Source organism: Leptolyngbya sp. FACHB-1624, from assembly GCF_047649235.1.
GTDB lineage: Bacteria > Cyanobacteriota > Cyanobacteriia > Leptolyngbyales > Leptolyngbyaceae > Leptolyngbya > Leptolyngbya boryana.
In genome coordinates, this window is sequence record NZ_CP180258.1 from 610,136 (window position 1) to 629,345 (window position 19,210).

Annotated in this window: 22 protein-coding genes; 13 read left to right on the forward strand and 9 right to left on the reverse strand. The window is 46.2% G+C overall.

Annotated features, from left to right (window positions below):
- Positions 1-162: 162 nt before the first annotated feature.
- Genes ACMUEV_RS02845 through ACMUEV_RS02875 form a run of 7 tightly spaced genes read left to right on the forward strand, consistent with a single transcriptional unit; the run spans position 163 to position 5,479 of the window.
- Positions 163-1,620 carry an APC family permease gene (locus ACMUEV_RS02845; RefSeq protein WP_190648325.1) on the forward strand — a complete coding sequence of 486 codons (1,458 nt, stop codon included), beginning with the start codon at positions 163-165 and terminating at the stop codon, positions 1,618-1,620.
- Positions 1,621-2,379: a cadmium resistance transporter gene (locus ACMUEV_RS02850; protein WP_199329282.1), complete on the forward strand. Its 759-nt coding sequence runs from the start codon at positions 1,621-1,623 to the stop codon at positions 2,377-2,379.
- Positions 2,380-2,395: 16 nt separating this feature from the next.
- Entirely contained in the window at positions 2,396-3,013 is a 618-nt protein-coding gene (locus ACMUEV_RS02855) for a hypothetical protein (RefSeq protein ID WP_190648322.1), read from the forward strand.
- 32 nt (positions 3,014-3,045) lie between these two features.
- Positions 3,046-3,459: a YidH family protein gene (locus ACMUEV_RS02860; RefSeq protein WP_017290806.1), complete on the forward strand. Its 414-nt coding sequence runs from the start codon at positions 3,046-3,048 to the stop codon at positions 3,457-3,459.
- Between the two features lie 11 nt (positions 3,460-3,470).
- The gene (locus ACMUEV_RS02865) at positions 3,471-4,202 is read left to right on the forward strand and encodes a phosphatase PAP2 family protein (RefSeq protein WP_190648319.1); all 732 of its coding nucleotides are present in this window, start codon (positions 3,471-3,473) and stop codon (positions 4,200-4,202) included.
- A gap of 14 nt (positions 4,203-4,216) precedes the next feature.
- Complete coding sequence (locus ACMUEV_RS02870; protein ID WP_190648317.1) at positions 4,217-5,053, forward strand: sulfite exporter TauE/SafE family protein; 837 nt, start codon at positions 4,217-4,219, stop codon at positions 5,051-5,053.
- On the forward strand, positions 5,054-5,479 hold the full coding sequence (locus tag ACMUEV_RS02875) for a DUF1634 domain-containing protein (RefSeq protein WP_017290803.1): 426 nt from the start codon (positions 5,054-5,056) through the stop codon (positions 5,477-5,479).
- Here ACMUEV_RS02875 and ACMUEV_RS02880 read toward each other — a convergent pair.
- From ACMUEV_RS02880 to ACMUEV_RS02910, 7 genes are all read right to left on the reverse strand, one after another.
- Positions 5,476-6,273: a sulfite exporter TauE/SafE family protein gene (locus ACMUEV_RS02880; protein WP_190648314.1), complete on the reverse strand. Its 798-nt coding sequence runs from the start codon at positions 6,271-6,273 to the stop codon at positions 5,476-5,478. The genes ACMUEV_RS02875 and ACMUEV_RS02880 overlap by 4 nt on opposite strands.
- A 5-nt stretch (positions 6,274-6,278) precedes the next feature.
- On the reverse strand, positions 6,279-6,704 hold the full coding sequence (locus ACMUEV_RS02885; RefSeq protein ID WP_190648312.1) for a hypothetical protein: 426 nt from the start codon (positions 6,702-6,704) through the stop codon (positions 6,279-6,281).
- Between the two features lie 263 nt (positions 6,705-6,967).
- Entirely contained in the window at positions 6,968-7,432 is a 465-nt protein-coding gene (locus ACMUEV_RS02890) for an RrF2 family transcriptional regulator (protein ID WP_017290800.1), read from the reverse strand.
- 130 nt (positions 7,433-7,562) lie between these two features.
- Entirely contained in the window at positions 7,563-8,582 is a 1,020-nt protein-coding gene (locus ACMUEV_RS02895) for a TOBE-like domain-containing protein (RefSeq protein WP_190648310.1), read from the reverse strand.
- A 148-nt stretch (positions 8,583-8,730) separates the two neighbouring features.
- On the reverse strand, positions 8,731-9,594 hold the full coding sequence (gene cysW, locus ACMUEV_RS02900; RefSeq protein WP_190648308.1) for a sulfate ABC transporter permease subunit CysW: 864 nt from the start codon (positions 9,592-9,594) through the stop codon (positions 8,731-8,733).
- Between the two features lie 16 nt (positions 9,595-9,610).
- Complete coding sequence (gene cysT / locus ACMUEV_RS02905; RefSeq protein ID WP_190648307.1) at positions 9,611-10,498, reverse strand: sulfate ABC transporter permease subunit CysT; 888 nt, start codon at positions 10,496-10,498, stop codon at positions 9,611-9,613.
- 72 nt (positions 10,499-10,570) lie between these two features.
- Positions 10,571-11,716, reverse strand: coding sequence for a sulfate ABC transporter substrate-binding protein (locus ACMUEV_RS02910; protein WP_415354732.1), 1,146 nt, complete (start codon positions 11,714-11,716; stop codon positions 10,571-10,573).
- A 161-nt stretch (positions 11,717-11,877) separates the two neighbouring features.
- Here ACMUEV_RS02910 and ACMUEV_RS02915 point away from each other — a divergent pair, with 161 nt between their 5' ends.
- Complete coding sequence (locus ACMUEV_RS02915) at positions 11,878-12,672, forward strand: PhnD/SsuA/transferrin family substrate-binding protein (protein ID WP_190651888.1); 795 nt, start codon at positions 11,878-11,880, stop codon at positions 12,670-12,672.
- On the opposite strand, the gene ACMUEV_RS02920 is transcribed toward ACMUEV_RS02915, so the two are convergent.
- Positions 12,659-13,942 (reverse strand): tetratricopeptide repeat protein, encoded by a 1,284-nt coding sequence (locus tag ACMUEV_RS02920; protein ID WP_190651887.1) that lies wholly within the window; start codon positions 13,940-13,942, stop codon positions 12,659-12,661. The two genes, ACMUEV_RS02915 and ACMUEV_RS02920, sit on opposite strands and share 14 nt — an antisense overlap.
- A 462-nt stretch (positions 13,943-14,404) precedes the next feature.
- On the opposite strand from ACMUEV_RS02920, the gene ACMUEV_RS02925 reads away from it, so the two are divergent.
- From ACMUEV_RS02925 to ACMUEV_RS02945, 5 genes are read left to right on the forward strand one after another with little or no spacing between them, the layout of a single operon-like run.
- Entirely contained in the window at positions 14,405-15,541 is a 1,137-nt protein-coding gene (locus tag ACMUEV_RS02925; protein ID WP_190651886.1) for a sulfate ABC transporter substrate-binding protein, read from the forward strand.
- 57 nt (positions 15,542-15,598) lie between these two features.
- Positions 15,599-16,738 (forward strand): hypothetical protein, encoded by a 1,140-nt coding sequence (locus tag ACMUEV_RS02930; RefSeq protein WP_348251533.1) that lies wholly within the window; start codon positions 15,599-15,601, stop codon positions 16,736-16,738.
- Between the two features lie 22 nt (positions 16,739-16,760).
- Positions 16,761-17,453, forward strand: coding sequence for a MotA/TolQ/ExbB proton channel family protein (locus tag ACMUEV_RS02935; protein WP_017290791.1), 693 nt, complete (start codon positions 16,761-16,763; stop codon positions 17,451-17,453).
- Positions 17,454-17,458: 5 nt separating this feature from the next.
- A complete protein-coding gene (locus tag ACMUEV_RS02940) occupies positions 17,459-17,872 on the forward strand; it encodes an ExbD/TolR family protein (RefSeq protein ID WP_017290790.1) in 414 nt (137 codons plus the stop codon).
- Positions 17,873-17,874: 2 nt separating this feature from the next.
- Positions 17,875-18,525, forward strand: a complete 651-nt coding sequence (locus tag ACMUEV_RS02945) for a DUF4333 domain-containing protein (protein WP_190651884.1) — start codon at positions 17,875-17,877, stop codon at positions 18,523-18,525.
- A 2-nt stretch (positions 18,526-18,527) separates the two neighbouring features.
- Here the strand turns inward: ACMUEV_RS02945 and ACMUEV_RS02950 are convergent, their stop codons facing one another.
- Positions 18,528-19,028 (reverse strand): MgtC/SapB family protein, encoded by a 501-nt coding sequence (locus ACMUEV_RS02950; RefSeq protein WP_242044475.1) that lies wholly within the window; start codon positions 19,026-19,028, stop codon positions 18,528-18,530.
- Positions 19,029-19,210: the final 182 nt, after the last annotated feature.

A 19,210-nucleotide genomic window follows, 5' to 3' on the forward strand; every position in this document is an offset into this window, starting at 1 on the left:
CTAATCACTTGAAGTTATCGTTTTAAGAAATAAGAATATTTGCTTCCATAGACAGAGCGCGAATACAGTGAATACAGTTTGTGTGAAATAATTTCTGGCTAGAAAGACTGAGAAGCTTGAAATACAACACTCAATTTCAAGCGCTAAAAGAGGAGTTTTTACATGACAGCTGAGGTTCCAATTAGTCCAAGTTTGCATGGCTTGAAACGAGAATGTCTTTCTTATAGCGAGGTTTTAGCTCAATCGATCGCGGTTATTGCTCCTACAACTACGCCCGCAGCAAATCTGGCTTTGATCTATGCGGTGGCTGGAAATGGAACATGGTTAAGCTTTCTACTGGGTCTGGTTGGCTTAGTCTTTGTCAGTATCAATATCAATCAGTTTGCTCGACGATCTGCTTCTCCGGGATCGCTCTATACCTACATTGCGACTGGCTTAGGGACATCGGCAGGTGTGCTTTGTGGTTTGGGGTTAATTCTGGCGTATCTTTTCACGGGGATGGCTGTTCTCTGCGGCTTTGCGAATTTTGGACAAGTCTTGTTCGCACATCTAGGGATTCAAACTCATGTGTTGACATTGTTTGCCGTGGGTACAGCGATCGCTTGGTATGCCGCGCATAAAGATGTTCAACTTTCAGCAAAAGCATTGCTTTGGTTAGAAGGCATTTCGATTGGCTTAATTGCACTGCTAGGCGTGTTGATTTGGAGTCATCAAGGATTCGCGATCGATTGGCATCAACTGACGCTCAAAGATGCTACTCCGGGCGGAATTTCGATGGGGATTGTCCTCGTTGTATTTGGCTTTTCAGGATTTGAAAGCGCAACCTCCCTGGGCGATGAAGCTCAGAAGCCGCTTAAGAATATCCCAAAAGCAGTGATGCGGAGCACTGTGCAAACTGGAATCTTCTTCATCGTCATGGCATACATTGAAGTTCTGGGTTTCAATGGAAGCTCTGCAAATTTGGCTCAGAGTGAGGAACCCTTGAGTTTCCTAGCAGAGCAAGCAGGAGTCGGTTTTTTGGGGAGCTTCATTAGTCTAGGAGCATGGTTGAGCTTTTTTGCTTGCATTCTCGCTGCGATTAATCCGGCGGCAAGAGTGATGTTTCTCATGGCGCGACACGGTGTATTTCATGATGCCTTAGGTGAAGCGCACGAAGAGAATTTGACTCCGCATACTGCTGTTGCGCTGTGTGCTTTGGTCACATTTCTAGTTCCCGCATCTATGAATCTGTTTGGACTCAAGACATTCGAGAGTATGGGGTATCTGGGCACGATTTGTACTTACGGATTCTTGTTGGTCTATATCTTAGTGTCGATCGCGGCTCCAATCTATCTGCATCGACTACAGCAACTTCGGTTTCAAGATGTGATCTTCTCAGTGCTGGGGGTTGGCTTCATGATGCTGCCGGTTGTCGGCACGATCGGGATTCCAGGTAGCACGCTTTTTCCGGCTCCAGAAGCACCTGCGAATGTCTTTCCTTATCTATTCGCCTTGTATCTTGCTGTCGGCTTTGGATGGTTTGTGGTGCAACGGTTTCGGACTCCACATCTAGTCAAACACATGGAGCGATCGATTCATGCGATCCATTCCAATCATGCTAATTCAACAGAGCGAAATTAAATGATGAATGACTTTATCACTGCAATTTCAAAAGGTCTAGCTGCCTTTACTGCGACAAATTTAGACGACATTTTGATTCTGATATTGTTCTTCTCTCAGGTCAATGGAATATTCCGACGAAGGCATATTGTCAGTGGGCAGTATCTAGGATTTGCTGCTCTCGTATTTGCGAGCTTGCCGAGTTACTTTGGAACGGTATTGTTTCCGCGACCTTGGATCGGATTGTTGGGGTTAGTGCCGATTGCGATCGGTGTGAATCGGTTGCTCAATTCTGGTGAAGAAGAAACCGAAGAAGAACTCTCTGAACAGTCTGAGACTTCTTGGTTTAATAATTTTCTCTCTCCTCAAACTTATAGCGTCGCAGCTGTCACTTTCGCTAATGGCGGGGACAATATCGGAATCTATGTTCCTTTGTTTGCGAGTGCGACCTGGGAAAGCTTGCTAGCAATTCTCGCTGTGTTTTTCTCAATGGTAGGAGTCTGGTGCTATGCTGCATATTGTTTAACCTGCTTGCCGGGAGTCGCTCAAACTCTAACTCGCTACGGAAATCAACTGGTGCCTTTTGTACTGCTCGGACTAGGGATGTTAATTCTGATTGATAGTCATACCCTTGAAGACCGAGGACTTGCAGTGTTAGCGTTAGTCATCAGCTGCATGGGATTAATTCATCTGCTGCGGCTGGCGAAAGCTACATCCTCTAAAGCTTTACTAGAAAAAATTCCAGCACTCTATCCCTCCGTAAAAGCTGACGAAAATTGATATGAGGAAGCCAACGATGAACGGTTTTAGAATTATCCTGGTTGCACTTGTGCTATTGCTCAATTTGGTTGGAGTTTCACCTGCCTGGGCTGATCCGCCAAAGCTCACAGGTACGCCAGAGTATGCTGAAGTGACGCAAGCGATCGCAAATCTGATCCGAGCCAAAGCAGCTCCCGAAGAATCTGATTTAACGCCGGTTGAAATTGAGCAAAAGCTAGGAGCATTAAATCTTCAAAAGTACATTCTAGAGACGGCATCGCACTATTCCCAGTGTCGCAACTCGACAGGAAGTACGATCGCAGTTTTCGCCCATAAAGCAAAGAAAACTCCACAATCACCGAGCGCGCTCTACTATCTAGCCAATGGCGAAATGACAGAGGATGAATGGAGTTGTGATGGTGTGTATTTACCAACAGGAACAAAGTTAGCTGGACTATCAGAAGTGACTGAACCGACTGTTGCTCAATTTGTGAGTGGAACGCGACTCAACGCAACGGTGAATGCTCAAGGAGAGCTAGAATTTAATCTTGCTCCTTCAAAATTTGCGAAATCGAGTGATGGTGTCTTACCGATTCCAGATTTAACCGTAGCAACAATACAGGCAAGCCTTCCGAATGCTCCAATTGAAGATTAGTACCCAAAGACGGGAATTCGAGGAGTGAATCCATGACGATCGAAGTAGAAACTCAATCTCCACCCAAGAAGCTCAATCCCAATCGTATCCGAGATCATCTAGCGAATGAGCGGACGTATCTCGCTTGGATGCGGAGCGGGGTTGCTTTGATGGGGTTTGGTGTGCTGATTGTTCGTCTGCGAGTTCTCCGTCCACCGATTGCACCTCAACCTCCGGGTGCAGGCTGGCAGCTAGGGCTGGCTTTTTCTATTGTTGGACTGCTAGCAGTATTGCTCTCAACTCAGCATTATTTTGCAGTTCGGAACGATATTGAGGAAGATACCTATGAACCGCCGGATCGATGGGTGATTCTGTCTAGTTTGACCGTCGCACTCTTGGGGCTTGGCGTAATCTACTATGTCTTCACGGTTCCATTAGACTGGCTGAATTCTGTTTTGATTGAGTAGTAACCGGATCAATGTTCAATCTAGAGAATCGTTTTCAATCTTTTTTGAAGCTATTTCAAAAGCTTCTCATTGCCCACTGGCAAACTTTACTGTTATTGTTTGTCGGAGTCGGGTTGCCGCTGTTGATTTTTGAGCAACTTGCAATCATAGTTTGGCAAAACGGCGGCTTCGTTTGGGATCGTTCCATCTTGCTGAGTATTCATCAAACTGCACAGCCAGGGTTGGATGCTTTTGCGAAAACGATTACACCGCTCGGCGTTAAGAAAGGAGTCGTTCCAGCGACGATCGCAATTGCCGTAATCATGCTCTATCGGAAAAGATGGCGATCGCTGACTTATCTATTACTTGCAGTTGGTGGGACTGGAGTGCTTAACCTGATTGCGAAAGCGCTCTTTCATCGAGATCGCCCTGCTTTGTGGGAATCTGCTGCTCATGCTGGCTTTTCTTTTCCGAGTGGGCATGCGATGTCGAGCATGAGCTTTGTTGCCGCCTTAGTCATTCTCACTTGGGGGACTCGGTGGTGCTGGCTGATTGCAACTCTTGGAAGCGGGTTTGTTGTGGCGATCGGGTGGACTCGTCTTTATCTAGGGGTTCACTTTCCAAGTGATATTTTGGCAGGCTGGATGGTGTCGCTGGCTTGGGTGATTGGAGTAAACTTAATCATTCGACCGCACCTGAAGCCTGAAAACTTGGAACCCCCTTCAGAAGAAACCTCGCTGATGCCGGAAGAATTACAAACCTAACAGGATGACACAACTTGAATATCCTAGAATTTTCATTACTAGTTTGGTTGGGTTCATTCACTGCTGGATTCCTGGGAGCACTGACAGGATTGGGCGGTGGGGTTGTGCTTGTTCCGCTTTTAACGTCAGTGTTTGGGGTTGATATTCGCTATGCGATCGGGGCTTCTCTTGTCTCTGTGATCGCGACTTCTTCTGCGGCTGCTTCAACTTACATTAAGCAGGGGCTTACGAACTTGCGCTTAGGCATGTTTCTAGAGGTCGCAACGGTGATTGGGGCGTTAGTGGGTGCTTTGATTGGAGCCTTTATTTCAGTTAAGGCGTTAACTGTCGTCTTAGCGGTGACATTACTTTATTCTGCGTATTTAGCTCAACAGCCGCGACCTGATTTTTTTGAACATCAAGACTCTGATCCGTTAGCTGTACAACTGAAATTAAATGGAACTTGTCCAACTCCTCAAGGTGAGATGAGCTATGAAGCGCAGTCGGTTCCGGTTGGGTTCAGCGTGATGATGGTTGCAGGCGTTTTGTCTGGATTGTTAGGAATTGGATCGGGTGGATTCAAGGTGCTTGCAATGGATCAAGCGATGCGGCTCCCGTTCAAAGTTTCGACGACGACCAGTAACTTTATGATCGGCGTGACGGCTGCTGCTTCGGCAGGTGTCTATCTGGCGCGAGGGTATATTGATCCGGGTCTATCCATGCCTGTGATGCTAGGAGTATTTCCTGGTGCATTGCTCGGTGCGAAAGTTTTAGTTGGTGCTAAAACTCGATTATTAAGAATTCTCTTTAGCCTAGTTTTGATGGCAATGGCATTTAAGATGGTGTACAACAGTTTGGCTGGAGGGATGTAGATGTACAAGGATCTGATAGCTCGATCGAATTCCTCAAGCGATGAAACGCTGGATCGATCGCAAGAAGCAAAACTAGAACTTTGGATCAGCAATCTACTGCGCTATGGTGTGCAACTCTCTAGCTTGATTGTATTAGTTGGTGGAATTTTGTATTTGATTCATCATCATGCTGAACCTGTTGATTATCGGGTTTTTCAGGGTGAACCTGCGATCTATCGCTCTCCGAGTGGTGTCGTTCAAGCACTGCTTGAAGGGCATCGTCGCGGCATCATTCAACTCGGATTACTCGTCTTAATTGCAACTCCCATTCTTCGAGTCTTGCTTTCTCTGGTGACATTTCTCAGATGGAGAGATTATACTTATGCTGCAATTACGTTTTTAGTTTTATCTGGCTTGATTTATAGCTTTGTGGGTGCGTACTTTTAAGCGGAATGCGCCAGCTTCCAACTCACCATCACAAGCATCAGATAAATCACAAATCTAAGCGGGCGTTGGGGTGTAAGTTTGCAGAGTTTTGCACCCACGATCACACCTGGAACTGATCCGATCCAAATCGGCAAGACTAAGTGCCAATCTATAGTTCCTAGAGTCAGATGTCCGATCGAAGTAAATGTCAATAAAATTGCTGCTTGAGCCAGATCCGTTCCGACTAATTTTTGGGCATCTAGCTGAAAGAATGCAATCAGCACGAGTGCGAACATCGAACCCGATGAAACGCTCGTCATCCCGACAATGTAGCCGAGAATTGCACCGAGTGCGATCGCGCTCATTCGACCTGTCTGTGTCTCTAAATCTAACTTGGGCAAAGTGGGCAGTTCCCACGCTGGTGCAAGGGTCATGAGGAGAAGTTGAACTAATGCGGTCGCTGTCACGAGCAAAATCGCATAGCCAATCAGATGCAAGAGTATCGAATCTAAATTTACTTCGCCAAATTGCCGCAACCAGTGCAATGTTGCAACTCCTAAAAGCGAGCCAGGCACACTTCCGAATGCTAACCAGCGAACGGCACCTAGATCTAATGTTTTCTGTCGCCAATGTTTGACACCGCCGATGACTTTCATCAGGGTCGCTGCGACAACATCGGAACTGACCGCAACAGAAGCAGGCACTTGAAACACGAAAATCAGCATTGGGGTAATCAGTGAAGCGCCACCAATTCCAGTCAGTCCCACAACAATGCCAACCCCGAAGCTAAAGCAAGAGAGTAATAAATAATTCATCTCGGTTATTCTCCTTTGACTCTTGGCAGTAAAGAAGCAAGATCAAAGGAACCTTCTAAAAGTGAAGTCGGAATCTCAAGAATCTGAAATTGAATCAGCGTGATCGCAAGAACGGTAAATGCAGTCGAAGAAACTACACCCCACAACAGGTCTTTCTTTAGATTACGGTCTTGATTTTGAAAAACTTCGATCGCACCCACTTGCATCAGCAAAATTCCGACGAGATTCGAGAGCCAATAACCCGCGATCGTGCCGCCCAAGAACCAATCTGAAGAAAGCTTACTCAATACATATCCAAATCCATATGCGACGGGCAGATTAAAAATCAAATCGTTCCACCAGCACAGCGGCGACAGTAACCAACCCAGTGCAAAAAGTAGACCTCCTCGAATTCTTTTCCAGGTGATTCTTTGAAATCCGGCTTGACTCACAGTATCCTGCTCCCTATTACCTAAATCTTGATAGACTTACCGTATTTTAACAGAACATTGTCACAAGGACGAAAAATTTAGTTTTGTACAAAATATGAGCATGAAAGAAATACCCCTCGGTATTCTCATGCAAACGAGGTGCAGTGATTGAAGCTAGCTCTCAAAATTTAGAAAATCGAAACATTGCTTTTGCAGCAGAAGATTTTGTCTCAGCAGAACGGTGTGCATCCTGAGAACAAAAGCCTATTCTATGTCTTTGATAGCTAAATGTAGTACATCGGATTGCCACGCTGGTTCTCATCCCACTCTCGGTAGAGATCTTCTAGCGTAATGCCCGTGAGAAATTTTTGAGAGAGTGTATTGAGGCTCTGCCAAACGTTATAAACAATTTGCCGCTCTAAATTTGGCGTAACCTCTAATTCTCTGGGTTTGCGTTCTCCATCCACGAACGCAACGATTTCAAATAAAGTAATTTCTTTTGCATCGCGTGCAAGAACATAGCCACCTCTAGACCCTCGATAGCTGCGGACGAGTCCCCCACGCCGGAGAATCGTCATAATCTGTTCTAAATAGCGCTCAGGAATAGAATGTTTTGAAGCAATTTCTGTAATCGTGAGCGGCGCATAACTTCGATTTGCATGACCCACAAGTTCTAAGAGTGTCAGCAATGCATACTCAATCCTAGAAGTCAGTTCTATAGGAGTATAGCTAGAGAGATCTGATTGCATTCAAACACTCGGTAGATTGACTCGTTTTGTATCGTAAAACTGTTAGTCCTAAAAGTAGAGCAGTCTTTCTCTCTGCTTCCTGGGGCACCATTGCAAGAGAGAAAGGCAGTTGGATTCGTCTTTGCTCAAGCTAGCTCAGTGCGTAGGCTGGAAATGTCTTCACAACTTTCGGCTTAATGTAGATACGTTGTTGTGGCTCTAGGCTGAGTTGATTAAAACGATCGCGGCTCAGATTCGCAGTCACTAATTCCCCAGATTCAAGTCGGATTTCAACGACAATTTCCCAACCTAAGTGGATCACGCGATCGACTTGGGCTGAAACTGATTCTGAGGACGGAATTAGCTCAATATCAATGTCATGCGGACGCAAGAACACGCGATCGGAATCTAAAACCTTGTTGCCGTCGTTGGGTAAAATGCCTGCACGAGCAGGAACTACATTGACTGGACCAATAAAGCTCATGACAAACGCAGAAGCAGGATGATCATAGATATCTGTTGCAGTTCCGACTTGCTCAATTCGACCGCGATTCATCACCACGATTTCATCTGCAACTTCCATTGCTTCTTCTTGATCGTGAGTGACAAACACTGTGGTAACGTTCACGTCTTTGTGCAACCGTCGGAGCCAAGCTCGCAGTTCTTTTCTGACTTTGGCATCGAGCGCTCCAAAAGGTTCATCGAGTAGCAATACTTGCGGTTGTACGGCTAAAGCTCTTGCGAGTGCAACCCGTTGGCGTTGTCCGCCAGAGAGTTGAGACGGATAGCGATCGCCAAATCCTTGTAGCTGAACTAGCTCTAGGAGTTCTTCCACGCGCTCTTTAATTTTTGCTTTGGGTTTCTTGCGAATATCCAAAGCAAATGCAATATTTTCTCGAATCGTCAAATGCTTGAACAGTGCATAGTGCTGAAACACAAAGCCAATATTGCGATCCTGGACTGATTGATATGTCGCATCGCGACCAATTAATGCAATCCGTCCTTCATCTGGGGTTTCTAATCCTGCTATCATGCGCAAGAGCGTTGATTTACCTGACCCAGAAGGTCCTAATAATGCAACGAGAGAGCCAGTTTTGATGCTTAAGTTGACTTGATCAACCGCATGAAACGAGCCATAGTGCTTGGAAACGTTTTGTACTTCAATACCCACGGTGCCTCAATCCTCCAGAGAAGTTTTCCCTGCATTCTACGGTTTATCCATAGAATAACAGTATATTAGTCAGGTTCGGGTTTTCTTTGTAACGTTGAACACATATTTTCAGGGTTAGGAAAAACTTGTCTGCTCTGTGCCATCACTGCTATTCCACTTCTTTGATGCGCGTCTTTCGTTCCATAATCTCTTTCAGCACCAAAGTAACGACCGCAAGCAAGGCTAGCAATACGGCTGCTGAGTAAGCTGATTCTGTTTCATATTGTTTGTAGGCTTCTTCTACAAACAACGGTAAACTTTGCGTTTTTCCAGCTAAGTTACCTGACACAACCGAGACCGCTCCAAATTCGCCCATTGCTCTAGCATTGGTCAGGATAATTCCATAGAGCAACCCCCACCGAATACTCGGCAATGTGACCCGCCAGAATGTCTGCCAACCATTTGCGCCCAAGGTTTTTGCCGCTTCTTCTTGATCGGCTCCCGCTTCTTCTAGAACTGGGATCACTTCTCTTGCCACAAAAGGCATACTCACAAACATCGTTGCAAGTAGCATGCCCGGAAAAGCAAACACAATCCGAATATCGTTGGCTTGTAACCATGTTCCGAACCAACCGAGTCGCCCATACAGCAAGACGATCATCAAACCTGCGACAACGGGAGAAATTGCAAACGGTAGGTCAATGATGCTCAGTAACAAGGTGCGTCCTCGGAACTGTTTGCGAGCCAGTGCCCAAGCAGTACAGAGTCCAAAAACTGTATTGAGCGGAACTGCGATCGCGGCTAGCATCACAGTTAACTTAATCGCGTGAATAAAATTCGGCTGTGTCAAGTTCGAGAGAAATGGTGCAACACCTCCCTTAAACGCCTGGTAAAAAACATTGATGGCAGGAATGTATAGGATTAGCCCCAGGTAGGCAATACCGATACCAATGAGTAGAATTGGAACCCAACTTTTTTGTTGCGTTGTTTTTCTTGTTTGAGCTGAACGTGGAGTATCCGCGATCGTCGTCATTGTTTTAATCTCCTAATTAATGCCCAGGCATTCTGCTAGATCCTGTGTCGTAGCGTCTTCCCCAATTTTGCAAGACGTTGAGTGCAAGCAAGATCAAGAGCGAAATCATCAATAGAACCATGCCGATCACTGTTGCTCCAGCGTAGTCATATTGTTCTAAACGCTGGAAAATCAGGATCGGTGCAATCAAATCGCGAAAAGGAGTGTTCGATGAAATGATTACAGTTGAGCCATATTCACCTACAGCGCGTGAGAACCCTAGCGCAACTCCAGTTAAAATTGCTGGAAACAAGGGCGGCAGAACAACTCTTTGAAAAGTCTGCCAAGGTGAAGCTCCTAAACTCCAAGCTGCTTCTTCGACTTCTTTTTCTATTTCTGAGAGAACGGGCTGCACTGTGCGAATTACAAATGGTAATGAGATAAAGAGCATCGCGATCCCAACACCAACCCGAGTAAAGGCAACCTTGATTCCAAATGGGGCAAGTAATGAACCAAGCCAGCCATTTTCGCTATAGACCGTTGCTAAGGTTAGACCTGCAACTGCGGTCGGTAAAGCGAAAGGTAAGTCAACGGAAGCATCGACTAACCGCTTCAGTGGAAAATCATATCGCACTAAAATCCAAGCGATCAGGGTTCCAAAGACTCCATTAATCAATGCAGCAACTAATGAAGTTGTAAAAGTAATGTCATAAGTAGAAAGCGCAATTGGACTCGTCGCAATCCGCCAAAACTCCGCAGGACCGACTGTTGCAGATTTTAATAGCATTGCTACAACCGGAATGAAAAGCATCACGGTCAAATATGACAGCATGATCCGCCATGTCCACGGCATCTGAACGATCGATCGTCCCCACGCTTTCCAAATCGATCCTTTTCGAGAGGGAACTTGAGCAGAAGAAGCCATACAGTACTCCAAATAAAACCAGAAAGTTAGAGCCGCAGAGAGTGAATGTTCTTGCTGCGGCTCTATTTATGCCTAACGTTTGATCGAAGCTTGGACTTGGTCGAAGACCGCTCCATCGTCAAAGAACTTCTTCTGTGCTTCGCTCCACCCGCCATACTCCTGAATCGTGCCCAAGGTCTTCACCGCCGGGTACTTGTCCGTATTTTCTTTCGTCTTCACCGGGGCACCATCCAACGGGCGGAAGCCTAACTTGACGAATTCAGCTTGTGCTTCCGGGGTGTACAAATACTGCACAAATGCCTCTGCAACTTCCCGCGTGCCATGCTTATCCACGTTCTTATCAATCACCGAAATCGGAATATCGATCGACACATTCGGATCCGGCACGACATATTCCAGCTTTTCCCCCTTTTGCTGTGCCAGAATCACCTCATTCTCATAGTTGATCAAGGCATCGCCTTGTCCCTGCTTGGAGAATGCGTCAGTCGATTCACGGGCATCTTTTGCCAGCACTGCCACATTCGCAAACGCTTTGGTGACAAACTCGGTCGCTTTAGCTTCATCCTTATTGTTGGCTCTCAAAGCATGATCCCAGAGGGCGAGGAAGTTCCAGCGAGCGCCCCCTGAGGTTTTCGGGTCTGCCGTGACCCATTTGACATCGGGACGGGTCAAATCATCAAAGGTTTTGATATTTTTGGGATTACCGGGACGGACAATCACCGCAGCGACCGTTTTGGCGACAATGCCATTATTCGGGGTTTTGGTCGTCCAGTCAGAATTGACAAATCCGGCTTTGACGAGCTTTTCGGTGTCGGCAGCGATCGCTAAGTTGGCGACATCGGCTTCAAGACCATCAATAATGGCGCGAGTTTGAGAGCCTGAGCCACCGTAGCTTTGTTTGAAGGTGACGGTTTGACCTTTTTCTTTTTGCCATTTTTCGACGAACTTAGGAATGATGGCATCGTGGGCGGCTTTGGGGACGGCATAGCCGACGAGGGTGAGTTCGACCTCTTTAGCGGCGTTGGCAACGGGGCTAGCGCTGTTGGGACTAGAAGAAGTTGAAGCGGTGTTGCCGCCGCAGGAGGCGATAGCGAGGCTCAAGGTCGTGCCGATCACAAAGAGTGAAACGAATTTTCTGACAGAGTGCAGATTAAATAGTGTTTTGAAGGTTTGAGCCAAGCGTGGTGCTAGCTCATGTGGATGGTGCTTCAACTTCATGAATTGTTCTCCTAATCTACGGTAATATTGTAGGATTACCGTCCTTATCTCAATTTTCAATCGTATCGGAGAAAGAGATAAAGCGCAAGAAAAATACTCCTATTATTTGATCGATTTACTTGGGATTACGATAACTCTAATGCTTGCTGAGGAATCAGATTGTGTCTTTTCATGCGATTTCATACTTGGCTCCAAATTGGTTGGAGTTTTATCAAGCTGTGACTCTTTATTTGGGGCGAGTCTTGGGCTGTCAGGCTGATTTGATGGTCGGTGAATGTGATCCGTTGAAGGATTCGCGACTTTATGAAGATGCGATCGATCTGGCTTTTATTTGTGGACTGCCATTTGTTCGATATGGTCGAATTCGACCTCAGCAGTTCATCGCGATCGCGGCTCCAGTGATGCAAGCTGAGCGGTATCAAAATACGCCAATTTACTTCTCCGATATCATTGTTCATGCGGAGAGTTCGTTTCAAACGTTCTCGGATTTAGCAAATTCAACCGTTTGTTATAACGATCCTGGCTCGAATAGTGGCTACTACTTGCTTCGGGATCGCTTAATTCAGGAACAACGTCCACAATTTTTCAAACATGCGATTCAATCCGGCTCACATCAGCGATCGATTCGTTGGGTGAGCGATTGCAAAGCAGATTGTGCTGCGATTGATAGTACGGTGCTGGAGCAAGAATTTCGCGTCTTTCCCGAACTGGCACATCATGTGAAAATCATCGAGTCGAGTCGGGCTTGTCCGATGCCGCCGATTGTGGTGGCAACACATTTAGGCGATCCAGTGATTGAGAAAATTCAATCAGCATTACTGCATCCAGATTCAGAATTATCAGCAGCTATGACTGCAATGCAGATTCAGCGCTTTGCGGCTGTCACTACAGAAGATTATGCAGCGATCGCTGATCTCTATGACGATGTGACGAATTCGTGCTTTAGCCAGCTTTAACCGTTCGCCATAACTGCCGCACTTTGCCAGACTGATTGCGTAGAACAGCTTGTTGATAAATCTGACCAAACATTTTCTGTTGAGTCCGACTCCCACCGACGGTATGTAGATAAGAGAGTCGAGGCTGCATTGCCGAAACTGTCGTTGACCAATCTTGTTGAGTGTATGCAATTAAGCCTTTGGCAACAGGCAAGACAATTTGCAGCCAGGTGAATTGCGATGTTGCCGGAAGTTGCTGTGCGTGCGATGTGAGACTTTGAAGAAATTCATTCACCCAGTCTGTGTATCCAGCCCGTGCGAGTGCATAAATATAGTGCAAATCTTGAAAAGGTAGCGCATGTTCGTGTAAACGCGAACCCAGATGAGGAGCAAGAGCCTGCCAGCGTTTCCCCACATCAACGCCTTGCACTTCTAAGCGCAGTAAGGTCGCGATCGCACCGACTTGATCTTTTGACGACGACGGATTCGCCCGTCCCCAAACCTTTTGATCGTACAGCTCTAAGACTTTCTGATGATTTCCCAATGCCAGATAGTAAAGGGCGACATGCCACCAATTGTGGGTATACAGCATCGAATTGCACTGCTCCCAAGTGTCTGAATGGCTTTCCATCCAGAGAATTCCATCTTCTGGGCGATTTTGTTCTTCAAGGATATGCGCGATCGCATGTTGCGCCCACGGGTCGAATCGATTTAGTGCGATCGCTTGCAGTCCAGTCTGCATAGCGCGATCTAAGTCTCCGCATTGCTCCAAGCCAAACGCGATCATTCCATATAAATAGTGCAGATGGGGATTGTCGGCATTGGCAGGAAGAACTTTCTCGGCAATTTTGAGTAACGGATCAGATTCGCCTCGATAGAAGTAGTGATATTGTCCTTGCTGCACAGAAATCAGGTCTTGTGGGTATTTCTCTGCGATCGCTTCATGTAGGTCGATGGCTTCAGAAATTGCGCCGACTGCCCAAGCTGAAATCGCGCGAATGTACCATTGTTCTCGTTCAGTTGCCGTTGCAGCATAACGCTCAGCCACTTTGAGGTGATGCATCGCGGTTTGACGCGCGATCGCGGTTTCCTGGGATAGGTAGTAAGCGGCAGCGTATGCTTGAGCAATCGCGCAGGTTGGATCGAGTGCCAGCGCTTGCAGAATCGCTGCTTCGGCTTGATTGCCGTAGTAAAGAGCTTGGTCAATAAATCGATCGAGTTCAGTCCTGAGTTGAGAAGAAAAATCAGTTCGGGTGCTTGTCACCGCGAGTCCTTGAGCGTCAATTATCATGGGGAATCACAAATAACACTAAACCGGTCGGAATACCGTATTATTTGCCAAGTATGTCATACTCCTAGGAGCAATGAAAAGTAAAGCTCGTTACTTATCTCGTCATTTATTTGGAGCCTTGAAACGTACCAACAATTTCCTCACTCCGTTCTATCTCGCTCTGGAATGGAATTCCGGGGGCGGATGAATGCGATGAGCGATACGTTTCAAACATCCTCTTAATATGAGTCCACATATCTAATCTCTTATAGGCGAGTAAGAAATTACTGTTTCTCAATTGAACTCGTATCGATACTTTAAATTGCATGAATTGCTAGTCATTCAAAAATTGGCAAATCGCATCTAAAAAATACTTTTTCAGGTCTTGTTTTCTCATGCGACTTGTGAGATTCTCTTGATACAAACTAATCTACTAAATGCCGATCAATCAATCGTAGATTATTCTAAAAGTATTCTCAATCTATGAAAAATCGTTCTTTTGCCCAATCGCTGCTCGATAAGGTTCAGCATCAAGTTTCTAGCCTAAAAGTTCCTAGTCTTCTAGTAGCTACTGGAGTCACTTTCAGTTTGTCGATCCCTGCTTCTGCTGCGATCGACACTTTACGCAATGAAAGAAAAGCTGTTACTCAGCCGCCTGCTCCAAAGCAGCAGTTGATCAGCCAAAACCCGCAGACTGTTGAGCTGACTCTGGTATCTTTTGCGGTGACGAAAGAAGCTTACTCAAAAGTCATCCCATTGTTTCAGCAGAAATGGAAGCGCGAACGGAACCAAGAGGTTAAGTTTGTTGAAAGCTATGCCGGTTCAGGCACTCAGACTAGAGCCGTGATCGATGGACTAGAAGCAGATATTGTGCATCTTGCACTTGGATTCGATGTCGATCGCATTCAAAAAGCTGGATTGATTGATCCAGGTTGGGAGAAAGAAGCTCCAAATGATGCAGTGGTGAGTCGTTCTGTTGTGGCACTCGTGACCCGTCCCGGTAATCCTAAAAATGTCCGAGGATGGTCAGATCTAGCGAAGCCAGGAATTAGCGTTGTCACAGCAAACCCGAAAACCTCTGGGGTTGCCCGTTGGAACTTTCTGGCATTATGGGGTGCAGTCAGTAAGACAGGTGGCGATGATGCGAAAGCTCAAGACTATGTGACGCAAGTGTTTAAGAATGCTCCTGTGCTTGCTAAAGATGCGCGGGAGCTGAGTGACATTTTCTTCAAGAAGAATCAGGGCGATGTGCTGATTAACTACGAAAACGAGGTCATCTTAGCGTCACAAAAGGGTGAAACAGGATTCTTTACCGTGATCCCGCAGAATAATATCTCGATCGATAACCCGATCGCAGTCGTGGATAAAGTCGTCAATAAACGCAAGACGCGGGAAGTTGCAGAAGCATTTGTTCAGTTCCTTTATTCCCCTGAAGCTCAACGGGAATTTGCAAAAGTCGGATTTCGTCCCGTCAATACGAGCATTACGAAGGAATTTGATAAGAAGTTTCCCAAAGTGAATAAGCTGTACACGATCAAAGATTTTGGAGGTTGGGCAGAAGCGCAGAAGCGATTTTTTGATGATGGTGCAGTCTTTGATCGGATTCAGGCTTCTCGCTAAAGTTCGATCGCGGTTTCTCCAGTATCTACAGTTAGGGGCATTTTGCCCCTTTTCTTCATGATCACAGGTAGGGTTGTTGCTTTGTTTACTTCAGATCAAAATTCACACAAGTCTCAGCTTGAGTCTTCAGCAAACAAGAGCGTTAATCCGAATGATAGTAGCGCGACCGCGGTGCTGGATAAGGTTGCGATCTCCGATGAGAAGATCTCACCCCTGTTTCAAGTGGCTAAACCGAGTAGTACTGCTAAATGGGTTTGGTTAACAGTGCTAGTTTCTCTAGGATTGCATGTAGGATTGATGCTGATCCCAACTGGGAATGAGCCAAAACCCACACCTCCCAAAGAACAAGAAAAACAAGTTCGTGTGACTCAGTTGCCGACTTTGAACAAGACGGCAGTGACCAAAGCACCGCCCAAGCCTTTAACTCCAACCCAACCTCAAAGAATTACACCCGTTCGAGAAACAACAATTCCGCCTGTTGCAAGCCCTGTCGATCGTCCAAAACCTCCGATCCCTCAATCACCGACGAAACCTGCTGAGACGAAACCCGCTGAGTCAGACAGCAACAACTGGGCAGATTTCCCTATCTATCCAACGGCTCAACCGGGTTGTTTTGGGCTACAGTCTTGTCTGCAAACGAGCGATGCTCTCGCAAAGGTCTCTGATTTCTTTACTAAGGAGCTAGCGAAAAAGAAATATGAGAGTAAGCTGACAGTCCAGTCAGTCGATCGCGCAATTTATCAAGTTTCTCGCAACGGGCAAGCGCAATTTCTGAGTATTCTCCAAAGTGAGAAAGGAACGGTTTATGTTTTAGCAGATGCGCCTCGAACACTAGAAGATTTGAAAAAAGCGGTAGAAGTTCCGCCTGAAGTATCCGAGATTTTGAGCAATCTAGATGCTCAAGCCGCTGATCCCACTTTGTTTGCACAGCCGACCTTGTTTTATGACGGGCAAGTTCAGAAAGCCGGAATCCGTAACATTAGCTTAGTCGCAAGCCAAGCAGACACGATGATGGATGAGTACTTTCGATCGAACTTGCAGAACAATGGCTATGAAGTAACAGATTTACCGCAGCAGTATGGGGGAGGTAGCCTCTATCAAGTTAAGAAAGGATCAGTGACACTTTATCTCAATCTAGTTCCAACAAAAGACGGTGCAAACACGCTCGTTGTCGCTTGGAAAAACTTGCCAGTTTAGTTCTCTTAATCTTGGATGTTCTATGTCTATTCTGTTTGATTTGATTGCCAAAGGTGGGCCGGTGATGATTCCGCTAACAGGGTTGTCAGTGGCAACGATCGCCTGTGGGATTGAGCGAACTATCTTTTGGGTTCAAGTCCTCCGAGTCGAAGACAAGATCGCTCATGATGTTTTGGATGCAGCACAATACAGCTTAGATGAGGCAACCGCGATCGCGCTGCGAGCAGCGGATCAGCCGATTGGTCGTTTTCTGCTCGCAGCACTGCAACTTGATTATCCAGAGCCGGAAACATTTCATTTGGCACTTGCAACCGCAGGCGAAGAAGAGTTTGTCCTAATGCGAAAAGGGGACAAGTTATTGGAAACAGTGATTGCGGTTGCGCCGTTGCTTGGGCTGCTGGGAACCGTGACGGGTCTAATTATCACTTTCATTAACTTGAAAATTGGGGGTGGCGGCTCATCTGTCGATACCTCTAAGGCTGCGGGAGGGATTGGGGAAGCTTTGACCACAACGGCAGGAGGCATGATTGTTGCGATCGTTGCATTATTAATTTTTCGACTGTGTGTGACACTACAAGCGAAACAGGTCGATTACTTTTCTAAAGTGGGGTGCCGATTAGAGCTAATTTACCGCCACATTTGGTACAAGCGGTTGAAAGCAGAATCGGAACTGTCGTTGGAAAATCGTGCGATCGCGAATCAATCTCTTCTATAGCGCTTATGTTTTCTAAATCGAAGTCAAATTCTGGTATTCCAGAGGTCAATTTAGTTCCCATGATGGACGTGATTATGACAATTCTCACGTTCTTTATTATTGTGGCAATGACGCTCAGCGATCAACAACGCACGCTCAACGTCAATCTGCCCAATGCCAAGTCAACTCCCTCCAGTGCAAGAACTCCAGAATCTCTAGTGGTGGGCTTGAATGCACAAGGGCAGACTGCGATCCGGGAAAAACTTGTCTCTGAAACCGAACTGGCTCAGCAGATTCAGAGCTATCTCGCGAAAAGTCCACAAGGATCTGTGTTGTTGAAAGCTGATCGCACCGTCTCTTATCAGCAGCTTGCGAAAGTTTTAGGGTCGATGCAGCAAATTGGTGGAGAACGAGTTTCACTTGCGATCGAAAGTAATTAACCATGCGAAAATTTCTCTTACTCTTGGCTGGAACAGCGATTCTTTCTGGGTGTGAAAAAACGTTTGACGTGACTAGCCTACAAGAAGAAATCAAAACCAGCTTGAATCAGCAAAATGGCATTTCGGTGAAATCTGTCCATTGCCCGACAAACATCAAAATTCAACCTGATAGTACGTTTGAGTGTACTGGCGAGCTAAATCCTGATGGTGGTTTCTTTGTGACCGTTCAGCAAGAGAATGAAGGGAAAGCAAAATGGGAAATTCCCAATTCTTGGCGATTGCTCAATTTGGCAAAGCTAGAAGCTGAATTTCAAGAAAAGATCAAAGCTACACCACAAAATGGATTGCGAGTGACTTGCGGCGGCAGCTATCGAGCCATAAAACCTGGCGATAGTTTTGAGTGTCAACTGACTCGCAAGGACAAGACAGATGCAATCTTAGTCAAAATTGAACCCGAGGGACAGGTGAATTGGCAAGAAGTCAGAACAGTGACAGTTTCAGAAAAGACAACTTCTGCTTTACCATCTCCAGCAGCAACTTCAGATGCTACGACAGCAGCGACTCCCTCTTCTGCAACGTCAGAGGGCAAATCGGCAGTTCCTCTAGGAGCGCAGATTAAAGACGAAACAGGCTGGCAGGAACTTAACGATTGAGGCTAGGTGCGATCTCGATCTCGATCTCGATCTCGCTCTTGCTGGGTAGAATTTCCAGTTTGCGGCAATCGAATGACAATCGATCGCTGAACTCGCTTCACTCCACTTAAAGTGAGCAACGTTAAAACTGCACCCACCAGTCCAGTTTGCCAAAAACCACACCCGATCGCGGCTCCTAGTGCGGCTGCAATCCAAATTGAAGCAGCAGTTGTTAATCCTCGAACTTTGGGAAGTTCAGACTTTTTCGAGGACTGCTGCAAGATTAGTCCTGCACCCAGAAAGCCAACGCCTGTCGTTACGCCTTGAATGGTACGGCTCAGAGCATTCGTGGCAGCATAGGGACTATCTCCTTCTGCTTGCAACGGAAGCATTACGAACAAAGCAGACCCCATACTCACTAACATAAAGGTTCGCATTCCTGCGGGTCTGCCTCCTTTTTGGCGATTGATTCCAATCAGGCAACCTACGATTAGCGATAGCGTTAAACGAAATGCAATGTTCATCCAATCATTGGAAGGAATGAACATTTTATCGGTTATGACTAGCAAGCTTTGTAGAATCATCAGAGCGGCACCTCGGTGTGAATGATTACTAGAATAGTAGCGAAGAAACAATTGAAATACTGCTACTTGTTCTATGAAAAAAAGCCCTCTTGCTTTGAGACAAGAGGGTTGGAGTGAACACG